Source organism: Pseudomonas allii, assembly GCF_055380095.1.
In genome coordinates this window covers 2,270,278-2,283,263 of record NZ_AP039450.1, presented here as the reverse complement: position 1 = coordinate 2,283,263, position 12,986 = coordinate 2,270,278, and the positions used below count along the sequence as shown (strand labels likewise).

General features: G+C 60.5%; 12 protein-coding genes, 1 tRNA gene and 1 pseudogene. 6 read left to right on the top strand and 8 right to left on the bottom strand.

Annotated features, from left to right (window positions below; translation table 11 throughout):
* Positions 1 to 319 precede the first annotated feature (319 nt).
* The 3 genes from ACZ445_RS10495 to ACZ445_RS10485 all read left to right on the top strand — a co-directional run bounded on the left by ACZ445_RS10495 (position 320) and on the right by ACZ445_RS10485 (position 3,634).
* Positions 320 to 1,297, top strand: coding sequence for a hydroxyacid dehydrogenase (locus ACZ445_RS10495; RefSeq protein ID WP_310863586.1), 978 nt, complete (start codon positions 320 to 322; stop codon positions 1,295 to 1,297).
* 81 nt (positions 1,298 to 1,378) lie between these two features.
* Positions 1,379 to 2,716: an MFS transporter gene (locus ACZ445_RS10490; RefSeq protein ID WP_464705119.1), complete on the top strand. Its 1,338-nt coding sequence runs from the start codon at positions 1,379 to 1,381 to the stop codon at positions 2,714 to 2,716.
* A gap of 168 nt (positions 2,717 to 2,884) precedes the next feature.
* Positions 2,885 to 3,634, top strand: a complete 750-nt coding sequence (locus tag ACZ445_RS10485; RefSeq protein WP_058427128.1) for an IclR family transcriptional regulator — start codon at positions 2,885 to 2,887, stop codon at positions 3,632 to 3,634.
* Positions 3,635 to 3,665: 31 nt separating this feature from the next.
* On the opposite strand, the gene ACZ445_RS10480 is transcribed toward ACZ445_RS10485, so the two are convergent.
* On the bottom strand, positions 3,666 to 4,616 hold the full coding sequence (locus tag ACZ445_RS10480) for a LysR family transcriptional regulator (protein WP_464708279.1): 951 nt from the start codon (positions 4,614 to 4,616) through the stop codon (positions 3,666 to 3,668).
* Positions 4,617 to 4,714: 98 nt separating this feature from the next.
* On the opposite strand from ACZ445_RS10480, the pseudogene ACZ445_RS10475 reads away from it, so the two are divergent.
* A pseudogene (locus ACZ445_RS10475) lies at positions 4,715 to 5,929 on the top strand (MFS transporter).
* Positions 5,930 to 6,042: 113 nt separating this feature from the next.
* On the opposite strand, the gene ACZ445_RS10470 reads toward ACZ445_RS10475, so the two are convergent.
* From ACZ445_RS10470 to ACZ445_RS10450, 5 genes are all read right to left on the bottom strand, one after another.
* Positions 6,043 to 6,118 (bottom strand) — tRNA-Gly (locus ACZ445_RS10470).
* A 63-nt stretch (positions 6,119 to 6,181) separates the two neighbouring features.
* The gene (gene pgsA, locus ACZ445_RS10465) at positions 6,182 to 6,742 is read right to left on the bottom strand and encodes a CDP-diacylglycerol--glycerol-3-phosphate 3-phosphatidyltransferase (protein ID WP_058427130.1); all 561 of its coding nucleotides are present in this window, start codon (positions 6,740 to 6,742) and stop codon (positions 6,182 to 6,184) included.
* A 32-nt stretch (positions 6,743 to 6,774) separates the two neighbouring features.
* On the bottom strand, positions 6,775 to 8,598 hold the full coding sequence (gene uvrC, locus ACZ445_RS10460; protein ID WP_058427131.1) for an excinuclease ABC subunit UvrC: 1,824 nt from the start codon (positions 8,596 to 8,598) through the stop codon (positions 6,775 to 6,777).
* Position 8,599: 1 nt separating this feature from the next.
* A complete protein-coding gene (gene gacA / locus ACZ445_RS10455; RefSeq protein WP_003190387.1) occupies positions 8,600 to 9,241 on the bottom strand; it encodes a response regulator transcription factor GacA in 642 nt (213 codons plus the stop codon).
* Positions 9,242 to 9,392: 151 nt separating this feature from the next.
* Positions 9,393 to 9,758, bottom strand: a complete 366-nt coding sequence (locus ACZ445_RS10450) for a helix-turn-helix domain-containing protein (protein ID WP_058427132.1) — start codon at positions 9,756 to 9,758, stop codon at positions 9,393 to 9,395.
* Between the two features lie 82 nt (positions 9,759 to 9,840).
* Here ACZ445_RS10450 and ACZ445_RS10445 point away from each other — a divergent pair, with 82 nt between their 5' ends.
* The gene (locus ACZ445_RS10445) at positions 9,841 to 10,080 is read left to right on the top strand and encodes a DNA-binding protein (RefSeq protein WP_081049341.1); all 240 of its coding nucleotides are present in this window, start codon (positions 9,841 to 9,843) and stop codon (positions 10,078 to 10,080) included.
* Positions 10,081 to 10,116: 36 nt separating this feature from the next.
* Here ACZ445_RS10445 and ACZ445_RS10440 read toward each other — a convergent pair whose 3' ends face one another.
* Together ACZ445_RS10440 and ACZ445_RS10435 are read right to left on the bottom strand one after the other, a co-directional pair.
* A complete protein-coding gene (locus ACZ445_RS10440; protein WP_058427134.1) occupies positions 10,117 to 10,548 on the bottom strand; it encodes a GNAT family N-acetyltransferase in 432 nt (143 codons plus the stop codon).
* Entirely contained in the window at positions 10,549 to 11,298 is a 750-nt protein-coding gene (locus ACZ445_RS10435; protein WP_058427135.1) for a carbon-nitrogen hydrolase family protein, read from the bottom strand.
* A gap of 608 nt (positions 11,299 to 11,906) precedes the next feature.
* On the opposite strand from ACZ445_RS10435, the gene ACZ445_RS10430 reads away from it, so the two are divergent.
* Positions 11,907 to 12,977 (top strand): 3-deoxy-7-phosphoheptulonate synthase, encoded by a 1,071-nt coding sequence (locus ACZ445_RS10430; protein ID WP_310863590.1) that lies wholly within the window; start codon positions 11,907 to 11,909, stop codon positions 12,975 to 12,977.
* Positions 12,978 to 12,986 lie beyond the last annotated feature (9 nt).

Here is a 12,986-nt window from a genome sequence, read left to right as displayed (position 1 = left end):
AGCGCGATTGCAGAATAATTAAAATGAAACGACATTTCGAAATTATCATTTCATTTTTTGACTTGCAAGCAAGCATTGCGTGCAGCTCGTCGCGTAAACGCTGACTGCACCAAGACATGAAAATCAGCTCATTTAAAAATAAAATGCTGATTTATCAAGAAAAAAACAGGCACTACGGTTTGACCAAAGAACGGCCTTCACATCTGAAAAAATCTTTTTAATTGCAACGCCGTTTCATTATGTTAGGTTTTAGTCACCACTGAGGGTCATGTCACTCGCCCCTCAGCTGCACACAGATAAAAAAACCAAGGTGCGCAACATGACTCGAACCCTTTTGCTGACCGGCCCTGAATTGACTGCCGAAGCCATGGCCCACGCCGCCTCACACGGCGTGCACGTCATACCGACCATCCCCTACATACCCGCCGACGAACTCACTGCGATCATTGCGCGCGAACAACCGGATGCAATCATCGTGCGCCAGGGTCACCTGACGCGGGACATGATCCAGGCGTCCGCGCAGTTGAAGATCATTGCCAAACACGGCGTGGGCTACGACACCATCGACATTGCGGCAGCCGCCGAACGCAGCATTCCCGTGACCATTGCCCTGGGCGCCAATGCGCAGTCGGTCGCCGAGCATGCACTGGCGTTGATGTTCAGCGTCGCCCGCCACACCGCCCTGCTGGATGCACGGATGCGCGATGGGCATTGGGATAAAGCGACCTCGGTCGGTATCGAGCTGTCGGGCAAGACCTTGGGCCTGGTCGGCCTGGGCTCAATCGGTCGGATTCTGATGGAGCTGGTCGGCCCGCTGCGCATGCAGGTCAAGGTGTACGACCCCTACCTGAAAAACCTGCCTGACGTGCCCAACGTTGAGCAGGTCAGTGACTTCGATGCCTTGCTGGCGGACTGCGATATCATCAGCCTGCATTGCCCGCTCACGGAGCAGAACCGCAACCTGTTCGGCGAGGCGCAGTTCAAGCGCATGCGCCCCGGCAGCCTGCTGATCAACACCGCACGCGGCGAGCTGATTGAGACCGACGCCTTGGTAAAAGCCCTGAGCACGGGCCAGATCGGCGGCGCCGGCCTGGATACGTTCAACCCCGAACCGCCGCCTGCCGACTCGCCGCTATGGGGCCTGCCGACCCTGGTGGCGACGCCGCATGTGGGCGCCAATACCGCCGAAGCGCGGGACCGCGTGGGGCTGCTGGCCGTGCAACAGATCATCGATTTCTGGAACGGCATCGCGCCCGACCCGCGCGCGGTGGTCAATCGTCATCTCTATGCGCAGTGATTGAATTCATGCAGCCCGCACGCCTCAAGTAGCAGTGCGGGTCATAACGCTTCTCCAAAAAAAACAAAATGGGAGAGAGTCATGTCTACCAGCTCTACCGAACTCAGCGCCGTTGAGCGCTCAACCATGCGCAAGGTGGCGTGGCGGCTGCTGCCGTTCCTGATCCTCTGCTACCTGCTGGCGATCATCGACCGCGGCAATATCGGCATGGCTTCCTTGCAGATGAACCAGGACCTGGGCCTGACACCGGCGATCTTCGGCTTTGCCAGCAGCCTGTTCTTCGTCTCTTACTTCCTGGTCGAAGTGCCGAGCAACCTGGCCTTGCAGCGCTTCGGTGCAAGGGTCTGGATTGCTCGTATCATGATTACCTGGGGGCTGATTTCGGCAGGCACTGCATTCGTGCAGGGCGCCAACTCGCTCTATGTGATGCGCTTCCTGCTGGGCGCCGCCGAAGCCGGCTTTTTTCCTGGCGTACTGCTTTACCTCACCTACTGGTTGCCCGCCGCCTACCGTGGACGCATGGTTGCGATCTTCATGGTTGCCATTCCCGGCGCCAACTTCATTGGCTCACCGCTGTCCGGCCTTCTGCTGAGCCTGGACGGCTGGTTTGGCATGCGCGGCTGGCACTGGTTGTTCATCATCGAAGGCATTCCCGCAGTGTTGCTGGGTATCGCCTGCCTGTTCGTATTGACCGATCGCCCCGAGCAAGCCAAATGGCTGAGTGACGAGCAACGTGGCTGGCTGACCAACCGACTGGCCGAAGAACGCGGCCGCAAGACCGCCATCGGGCATATCTCGTTGTGGAAGCTGCTGCGCCACAAACACATCTGGGTGTTGGCGCTGATCTATTCCGGCGCCTCGGCGGCAGGCAGCACCATGAGTGTCTGGGCACCGCAATTGCTCAAGACCTTTGGCTTGAATAACCTGGAAATCGGCCTGGTCAATGCCATTCCGTACGGCCTGGCGTCGATCCTGATGATCCTGTGGGGCCGCAGCTCCGACAAGACCGGTGAACGCCGCTGGCACACCGCGACCACTCTGTTGTTGATCACGGCCGGCCTGTTGCTGGCGCTGATGACCTCTTCACTGGTGGCAACCGTGCTGATGATGTCCATGGTGCTGATCGGTGCTTACTCGATGAAGGGACCGTTCTGGGCCCTGGTGTCGACCTGGCTGTCGTCCTCCACCGCAGCGGCAGGCCTGGCGGCAGTGGGTGCAATGGCCAACCTGATCGGCGGCGGCCTCATGGTGAATGTCTACGGCACGATCCAGCATGCCACGGGCAGCCATGCGCTGGCCCTGCTGCCGCTCGCGGCACTGTGCGCGCTGGGTGCACTCATGGTGTTGCTGATCGGACGCAAGCACCTGAACAAATCGAGTGATCCTGTGGAGTTCAACAAGGAAGCCAACGCGGGCTGATCTCCCCTATAGGCTGCACTCTCGCTGCTGCCGGGCCCCGCCCCGCCAGCAGCGTTTTATTTAGCGCGCGCGGCCAATCCTTCGCGCGCATTGCCCCCGCGCGACAATGGCAGTATTTTGCACCCTGCTCAGGCACAGCCCACACCCACCCTCACAAGGAGCCACCCCATGGTAAAAATTCGCCCGCGCCCGGCAGTCACTGGGGTTGCTTCGGCCGATCGGGTGCTGACCGTGCTCACCGCGTTCAAGATGGGCGACACCGCCCTGGAGCTGGCTGAACTCGCCGACCGAACCGGGCTGATCAAAAGCACCATCATGCGCTTGATGGTCTCCCTGGAAAATTACGGCCTGATCACCCGCCTGGCCGATGGCCGCTATCAACTGGCCACGGAGATCATGCGCTTGAATACGGTCTACCAGGACGGGCTCGACCTGGAACGGCATATCACCCCATTGCTTCACACGCTGACCCAGGAAACCGGAGAAACGGCATCCTTTTATGTCAGGCATGGCGCTTACCGAATGTGCCTCTATCGCGTGAACTCACCACACCACTTGCGCCTGCACCTGCAACCCGGTGATACGCGCCCCATGGACGGCGCTGCCGGCGCCGAAGCGTTGAGAACGCCGTACTCCCTGGCGGCGAAAATGATGAAACCGATCTACTCCGTGGGCGCCACGGACCCGCACGCTTCCTCGATGGCGCTGCCGATTTTCGGCCCGGGGGAAAACCTGATTGGCGCACTGGTACTCTCCGGCCCCGCGAGCCGACTGACCGCCGAACAGGCACAGACGTTGCACCCACTGTTTCAGAGCGCTGCCGTACAGCTGACCCGCAGCCTGGGGGGCGATGCGCTCGATGAGGGCGACGCGCAACCTGCGCAGAAGAAGTCCCGCGCCAGAAAAACCCAAGACTGAGCGACCACGCCCCTAGCTGGTATGACGTGGCTTACGACCTCCTGGCATCAGGCACTTCAAGACCTGACAGCAGCTCGCAGGTTGCGCGATCGAACTGTTCGACAAGGAAATCCAGCAAGACCCGCACGCGGGGAATCCGGTAACGGTTGCCATGTAATACCGCGTAGACGCCGGCCTCCGGAACACAAAAGACAGGCAACAGGACGTTCAGTCGTCCAGCACGGATATCGGCTGCCGCATCCCAGATGGTCTTACGTGCGATACCATGCCCGGCCAACGCCCATGCGCGTGCGAGTGCGCCATCGTTGGTCTCCCATGCCTGGCTCATAGGTACGGTGTGGTTCCATGCCTGACCGTCCACCACAAAGTGAAAGGTGTTCAATGGCCCTGCGCCAGTCACCAGCACGATGAACTTGTGGTTAACCAGGTCAGCAGGAGTCTGGGGTACACCGTATCGCGCCAGGTAGTCAGGCGAAGCGCACAGTACTCGCCAGTTCGGCGCCAACTGCCTGGCGATCATCGAGCTTTCATGTGGCTGCCCAAACCGGATTGCCAGATCAATATCGTCCTGCACCAGATTCGACAGCGAATCCGACAACGTCAGCGCGACGCACAGTTCCGGATGCAACGCACTGAATGCCTCAAGCCAGTCATTTAAAAGATTGCGGCCAAAGTCGGCAGACGCGGATATCCGCACCTTGCCACGCACTTCAGTTCGACTGGCTTGAAGCCCCGCTTCCGCCTCATCGATAGCCCGCAATGCGACCCAGCACTGCTGCAAATAAAACCGACCTTCTTCCGTAAGGCGCAACTGACGGGTTGTGCGATCAAACAATTTGGTGCGCAGCGCCGCCTCAAGCTTGATGAGGCGCGCGCTGGCCGCGGCTGGCGACAGCGCCAGTTTGCGTCCTGCGGCAGACAAACTGCCCAAGGCTGCGGCCTCGACAAACAAACGCATATCACCCAATCGGTCAGTGGCCATATTCAATTCAAATTTGATAGATCATCAAATGGTAGGCCAATTATCAAATCTGTGGCAATTCATCACACTCGTGCCTCCCCTCCCAATGAGCACAGGTCATGACTGGCAAATCACATGTTGAAAACGGCTCTTTCACGACATCTAACACGCGCGAACATCTCACTACCGGGCGTCTGCCACTGGCGGCCCTGTTGGCGCTGACAATGGGTAGCTTTATCGCCACCGCCAATGAAACGGTACCCGCAGGACTTTTGCCACAGATCGCCGAGGCATTGGGTGTGTCGCAAGCGTGGGCCGGCCAGATGGTGACGCTGTGAGCACTGGGCTCAGGGTTGGCGGCTATTCCTTTGACGCTCGCGTTGCAGGGTTGGCGCCGGCGCTGGGTGCTGTTACTGGCGGTCGCGGTGTTTTGCGCCTGCAATGCGGTGACCGCCCTATCGCCCTGGTTTGCATTGACGCTGGCGGCGCGCTTCATGGTGGGTATTGCCACCGGTCTGGCCTGGAGCCTGCTGGCCGGCTACGCCAGACGGTTGGTCACCCCACAATTGCAAGGTCGCGCCATGGCGCTGGCCATGCTCGGCATCCCTTTGGCACTGGCCCTGGGCGTACCGCTGGGTGCCTGGCTCGGCAAACTGCTGGGATGGCGATGCGTGTTCGGGACGCTCTCAGGACTCAGCCTGTTGCTGATGGCCTGGATCTATCTGAAAGTGCCTGACTTTCCCGGACAACGCGCCGATCGACGCCTGCCGCTACGCAGGGTCTTGCAAACCCCGGGGGTGCGGCCGGTGCTGGCGGTGGTCATGCTCTGGATCCTGGCCCATTACACCCTCTATACCTATATTGCAGCGTTCCTGGCTTCGGTTGGCCTGGCCGATCAGGTTGATCGGGGCCTCCTTGCATTCGGTATTGCGGCCTTGTGCGGCCTATGGGTGATCGGCACGCTGATTGATGGCAGGCTTCGCAGCCTGGTACTGCTCAGCCTGACGGCATTCAGCCTGGTGTCGTTTGCCCTTGGGCTGGGTGACCTGCCCGCCAGTGCGATCTACATCAGCATCGCCTTGTGGGGGATGAGCTTCGGTGGTGCGCCAACCTTATTGCAAACCGCCTTGGCTGAAGTTGCCGGAGACGGCGCTGACATTGCGCAATCAATGCTGGTCACCGTCTTTAACCTGGCATTTGCAGGCAGCGGTGTGATCGGCGGTGTTCTCCTGGAAACCTGGGGGGCAAGCGCCATTCCCAGGGTAGCATTGGCGTTGCTGCTGCCGGCGCTGTTGATTGTCTGGGTGGCCAAGAGACAGGCTTTCAGGCGTTGACCGTTGGGCTGCGCTGACAATCGGCAATCGAGACTGGCTGAGTGGCGGACACTATTCAGGACGAGACACAGGCAAAAAAAAGCCACTCGTTAGAGTGGCTTTTTCTTTGTGTTTGGAGCGGGAAACGAGACTCGAACTCGCGACCCCGACCTTGGCAAGGTCGTGCTCTACCAACTGAGCTATTCCCGCGTCTTGGTGATGCGCATTCTATAGAATTATCAGAACCGGTCAACCCCTTGATTCGAAAATGTTTTATTTCTTTTCAACGGTGGTGCGCAGATGCGGCCAGGCAGCGCGCAGATACTGGAGCATCGACCACAAGGTCAGTCCGGCGGCGATAAGCAGCAAGGCGTAGCCGGTCAACACCCAGAAGGAGAAGTCCGACGGGTTGGCCAGCAGGATCACCAGCGCGAGCATCTGCGCGGCGGTTTTCCATTTGCCCATGTTGGAGACAGCGACGTGGGCGCGGGCACCGATTTCGGCCATCCATTCGCGCAGGGCGGACACCACGATTTCGCGGCCGATGATCACGGCGGCCGGCAAGGTAAGCCACAGGTTGCCATGCTCCTGCACCAGCAGGACCAGGGCGACGGCGACCATGAGTTTGTCGGCCACCGGGTCGAGGAACGCGCCGAACGGCGTGCTCTGTTGCAGGCGACGGGCCAGGTAGCCGTCGAGCCAGTCGGTGGCGGCCGCGAAGGCGAATACCGAACTGGAGGCCGCATAACTCCATTCGTACGGCAAATAAAACAACAGGATGAAAATAGGAATAAGCAGGACGCGTAGAACGGTGATCAGATTAGGGATATTCATCGGCACAACTGGCTACGAGGTGGAAAGGCATTCTATTCGCTGTGCAGATTCGCATAAATCAACTCAGCGAGCTTTTTACTGATACCGGGAGCTTTGGCTATTTCGTCAATGCTGGCACGGGATAGCTCCTGCAAGCCACCAAAATGTTTAAGCAAGTCGCGTCGCCGTGTCGGCCCGACGCCCGCCACCCCTTCCAGGGTTGAGGTTCGCCGGGTTTTGCCGCGTCGGGCGCGGTGGCCGGTAATGGCGAAACGGTGGGCCTCATCGCGGATCTGCTGGATCAGGTGCAACGCCGGTGAGTCGCCCTTCAAAGTGAACTCATGGGCGGCATCATTCAAGTACAACGTCTCGAAACCGGCCTTGCGCGTGGCGCCCTTGGCCACGCCGAGCAGGATCAGGTCGGGCACCGCCAGCTCGTTGAGCACGTCACGGGCCATGGACAGCTGGCCCTTGCCACCGTCCACCAAGAGGATATCCGGCAGCTTGCCCTCGCCGTCCTTCAACTTGCTGAAACGCCGGGTCAGGGCCTGGTGCATGGCTGCGTAGTCATCGCCGGCGGTGACGCCTTCGATGTTGTAGCGACGGTAATCGGCTTTGATCGGCCCTTCCGGCCCGAACACCACGCAGGACGCCACCGTGGCCTCGCCGCTGGAGTGGCTGATGTCGTAGCACTCCAGGCGCTGTGGCGGTTCGTCCAGGTTGAGGACTTCGGCCAACGCGTCGAAGCGTGCGGCGACGTGCTGTCGATTGGCCAGGCGCGCGCCCAGGGCCTGTTCGGCATTGGTCACGGCCAGTTGCTGCCAACGGGCGCGGGTGCCGCGTACGCGGTGGCTGATGTCCAGTTCGCGGCCGCGCAGTTCGTGGATCGCCTCGATCAGCGTGGGGAAGTCTTCGTGCACCACGTTGACGATCAGCTCCGACGGCAGGTCGCGCTCGGGGCTGCTCACATAGTACTGGCCCAGGAAGGCCGCCATGACCTCGGCCACGTCCTCGTCGATACCGGTCTGCGGGAAGAAGTTCTTGCTGCCCAGTACCCGCCCGCCACGCACGCTGATCAGGTGCACACAGGCGCCGCCCGGGTTGACGAACGCGGCGATCACATCGACGTCACCCGTACCGCCTTCCATGCTCTGCTGGTCCTGTACGCGGCGCAGCAGGGAGATCTGGTCGCGCAGTTCGGCGGCCTTTTCAAAGTCCAGGGTACTGGCGGCCTGCTCCATGGCGCCGGAGAGTTCGTCGGTGAGCGCATTGCTGCGCCCTTCGAGGAACATCACCGAGTGGCGCACATCCTCGGCATACTCGGCCGGCTCCACCAGGCCTACGCAGGGCGCCTTGCAGCGCTTGATCTGGTATTGCAGGCACGGCCGGGTGCGGTTCTTGTAGAAGCTGTCTTCGCACTGGCGCACAAAAAAGGTCTTTTGCAGCAGGCTCAGGCTTTCGCGGATCGCGCCGGCGCTGGGATAGGGCCCGAAATACTTGCCCTTCTGCTTCTTCGCGCCGCGGTGAATGCTCAGGCGTGGGAAGTTGCCGTCGGATAAAAACACGTAGGGGTAGGACTTATCATCGCGCAGCAGGATGTTGTACGGCGGCCGCCATTCCTTGATCAGCGTCTGCTCAAGCAGCAGTGCTTCGGTTTCATTGGCGGTGATGGTGGTTTCGACCTGGGCGATGCGCGCCACCAGCGCGGCGGTTTTCGGCGCGAGACCGCTCTTGCGAAAGTAGCTCGCCAGGCGGTTCTTCAGGTTCTTGGCTTTGCCGACATACAGCAGGCGCGCCTCGCTGTCGAACATGCGGTACACGCCGGGGCGGCCACTGCAGGTCGAGAGGAAGGCACTGGGATCAAACGGTGTGCTCATGTCAGGCGCTGGCGTCGACCATGCCGTGGCGCACCGCGAGCAGGGTCAATTCAACATCACTGCTGATGGCGAGCTTCTCGAAAATGCGATAACGGTAGGTGTTGACGGTCTTGGGCGACAGGCACAGCTTGTCGGAGATCGTCTGCACCTTCTGGCAGCCGACGATCATCAAGGCAATCTGGATCTCCCGCTCCGACAGCGCATCGAACGGCGAGTCGCTGGTGGGCTGGAAGGATTTAATGGCCAGTTGCTGGGCGATCTGCGGGCTGATGTAACGCTGCCCGGCAAACACCAGGCGAATGGCTTGCACCATCTCGGCGAGGCCTGCGCCCTTGGTCAGGTAACCGGCCGCGCCGGCCTGCAGCAGGCGCGTCGGGAACGGGTCTTCTTCACACACGGTCACCACCACGACCTTGATGTCCGGGTGGCTGCGCAACAACTTGGTCGTGGCGCCAAGACCGCCGATACCGGGCATCTTGACGTCCATCAGCACCACATCGGGTTTCAACTCCCGGGCCTTGATCAGGGACTCTTCCCCGGACTCGGCCTGACCGACTACTTGCAGGCCATCGATGTCAGCCAGCATTCGTGTAATGCCTGTACGAACGAGATCATGGTCATCGACTACTAGCACCCTAATCAAGCAGACACCTCGCGATATGGTCTTATAGGTTGCTGAACACCTTAGCAAAAAACCAAGGCGCAGACCTAGCTGCAAGCGTCATATATATAGAGTTTGAACACACAGAAGCCGTCCACCCTAGGGTGAACGGCTCTATTTGTTGGGCGGCAGGTCAGGAATCCTGGGGCTGCGGCTTGGGTTTTCCATTCAGCGAAGCTGAATGTTCGGCCAGGGTAGACGTCAAGCGGCGGATCGCAGCCTGGTCTTCCTTGAACATCGCACGGTAGTCCCCCAGTACCTTTTCTTCAATCTGGCTCAGGTTATCCAGTTGAATGGGGGTGGCAATACCGGTCAATACGTACAACACGTCCACACCTTTTTCGGCGACACGGGATAAGTAGTCTGCTTTAGGCGCCCGCCCTCCACTTTCATATTTACCTTGTGCGTTGGCTTCAACGCCTCCAATTTCACCAAACACTTTTTGCGACAGCCCAAGTCGCTCCCTTTCTTGCCTCAAACGCGAACCGATTCCACTCATTTGGATGTATGATCCTATTTGGCACACCCCAAGAGGTGACACACTCATCTCTTTGTTAAACAAACTTGAACGGTTTTGAACTATGCCCGGAATCCGCACTGCCGCACAAGCCAAGGCTTGGCTGGAACATCAAGGAAAGTCAGTTCAAGCGTTCGCCCGTGAACATGGCGTTGATCCGGCAACCACCTATCAAGTGCTCGCGGGGCGCAAAAAGGGACGGCGTGGAGAGGCCCATAAGGTAGCGGTCCTTCTGGGCATGAAAGAAGGGGTCATCCTTTCTGAGGCTGATGGCCAAAACAACGGTCAGGAAGTCGTCTCCTGAAAACCAGTATGCGCTTATTAGGATTGAGCGCATGGTTTAACTGGATGGACAGATACGTTCCATGCGCCAGAAGCAGTCTTCCTCACCGACAATGCTAAATCCCATGCGCTGATAGAGCCTGCGGGCCGGGTTGGTCTTGAACACGGTCAGACGCAGCAACCCCAACGCCTGGGCCTTGAGTGCCATCTGCTGCAATACCCAACTGCCCGCGCCCTGCCTGCGGCACGCCGCAAGCATATGCAACTCACGGATGTAGAGCGCCCGGCCGTCGCGGCTCAGGCTGATAAAACCCAGCACGACCTCGTCGTTGCAGATCAGCCAGTTTTCGCGGCCCGCCCAGGCGACATCAAAGCCGTCGTTGGACCATACCAGGTCGTATTGCAGGTAATAGCGACTCATGGCCTCGAAGGTCAGGGTTCGGGCGAACGGCAAGTCCTGGTCCGTCGCGGCGCGCAGGTGAAACGCCATTTACAGCGCGACCACTTGACCAGCCCACGCCGCACCCTCGCGGCGGGCGATCACCAACGCCTCACCCAGGCCCGGAGCGGCGGCCAGTAAACGGCCATCGGCGGCCCAAATGGCGCTGCGACCGGCACATACATAGCCACCCGATGGCCCGCCATGGTTGGCCATCAACACCAACAGGCCATGCTCGGCCGCATAACCCTTGAGCAACGCGCTGTCTGTTGCATAGCCACCTTCGCTGATCAACACACCGGCGGCGTAGACAGTAGCGCCCGCCTCAGCCGCCTGGCGCGGGTGACTGGCGTGGGAGAAATCCGCGCACACCGCCAGCGCAATGCGGTCATCGCCAATGTCGAGCGCCGCACCACCCTGCCCCGCGACAAACGCCGCTTCTTCGCCAGGATGCAGATGCTGCTTGGTGTACACCGCAAGAGAACCGTCGGCCCCCAGCACCAGCGCAGCGATCAGCACACCTGCCCCAGGTGCCAGGCGGATCGGCATGCCGACCACCGTGGTCAAGCCCAATTCCCGTGCCATTTCGCGCAGCGGCGCCAGCACCGCGTCCTCGGGAACAATCGCCAATTCGGCCGCCAGTGACGGTTCATAGCCGGTCAACGAGAGTTCCGGAAACACCAGCACGTGCACGCCATGTTCGGCCGCCGCGTGCATGAGGGCCAAGTGCCGCTCGATATTGGCCGGCACGTCGCCCGCGATGGAAACAGATTGAGCAGCAGCAAGGGTCAGGGCAGTCATGGTCGCGTCCAAGCAATCATCCAAGGTGTTGCAAGCATATCGCGGTCGATAGCAGTCAGTACCCCCGCGCAATAGAAATTACTGATTGAATCCTCCTGCATGCCTCTAGTAAGCTCCCCCCATCATTTGGAGACACACCATGTTGCAACTCACCACCCCTCAGGTTTGCCCTGCTGCCAGCGCCCCGCGCTCGGTATCGGCTACCCGTGTGAAGGGTTCGAGCGCACTGGTCAGCTTTTATTTTGGGTATTGGTTTAGCCACTGGCGCGCCTGATACCTGAAATCGGCGCCCACTACTCAAGGGGTCGCCTACCAGAGAAATCCAAACCCCCGGTCGGCTCCCCGACCGGGGGTTTTGTTTTTTCAGGCCCCACCATTTTTTGACAAACACTTAAAGGACACACGACATGAACTACGCCACCTATTACCGCTACGACACTTCCACCGCATGGCGATTTAGCCAGCTCCGCTCGGGACAGCCTGCCGCCTCCGATCGGTCACCTATGGGTGGCAAGCCAACACACACAGCCAATACGGCCCATTGTCGAACACCCCAGTAGGGCCAGGCGCGCGGGAACCGCCCGCCGCTTGCCCAGGAAGCCTTGAATATGAACTCTGCCACCGCCGCCCTGCCCGTTTCTGCCCTGACCAGCGCCAATGAAGCCCTGACCCAGCGCTTGCCCAGCGCGCTTGATTTAAAGCTCAAGCTGCCGCTCAGCCCGTTCCTCACTGAACAAGTCCACGCCCATCGCCACGCCGTGCGCGCCATCCTCAATGGTCAGGATTCACGTTTGCTGGTGATCGTCGGCCCGTGCTCGATCCACGACCCGGAGTCGGCCATGGAATACGCCCGCAACCTGAGGAAGCTCGCACTCGACGTCAGTGACCAGATGCTGCTGGTGATCCGCGCCTACGTCGAAAAACCGCGCACCACCATCGGCTGGAAAGGCCTGGCCTACGACCCGCACCTGGACGGCAGCGACGACATGGCCGCCGGCCTCAGCCTGTCCCGCGAACTGATGCGCGAAATGCTGCGCCTGGGCCTGCCGGTCGCCACTGAGCTGCTGCAACCCATGGCAGCCGGCTACTTCGATGACCTGCTCAGTTGGGTCGCGATTGGCGCGCGCACCACCGAATCGCAGATCCACCGCGAAATGGCCAGCGGCCTGGGCATGCCCGTAGGCTTCAAGAACGGCACCGACGGCGGCGTGGCGATTGCCTGCGACGCGATGCGCTCGGCGTGCCACCCGCACCGTCACTTCGGGGTCGACAGCCAGGGCCACCCGGCGATCATCCAGACCCCGGGCAACCCCGACACCCACCTGGTACTGCGTGGCGGTCACCGTGGGCCGAACTACGATGCGCAAAGCGTGGCGCAGGTGAAACACGACCTGGCCAAGTCCAAGGTGGCGGCGCGGATCATGGTCGATTGCAGCCATGCCAACAGCGGCAAGGACCCACTGCGTCAGCCGGCAGTGTTCAACGACGTGCTGGAGCAGCGCTTGCAGGGCGACACGTCGCTGATCGGCATGATGCTCGAAAGCCACTTGTTCGAAGGCTGCCAGCCGTTGAGCGCATCGATGAAGTACGGCGTGTCGGTGACCGATGGCTGCCTGGGCTGGGAGGGCACCGAGCAGTTGTTGCGTAGCGCTGCCGAGCGTTTGCGCGCACAAGGCTGAACGACCAGG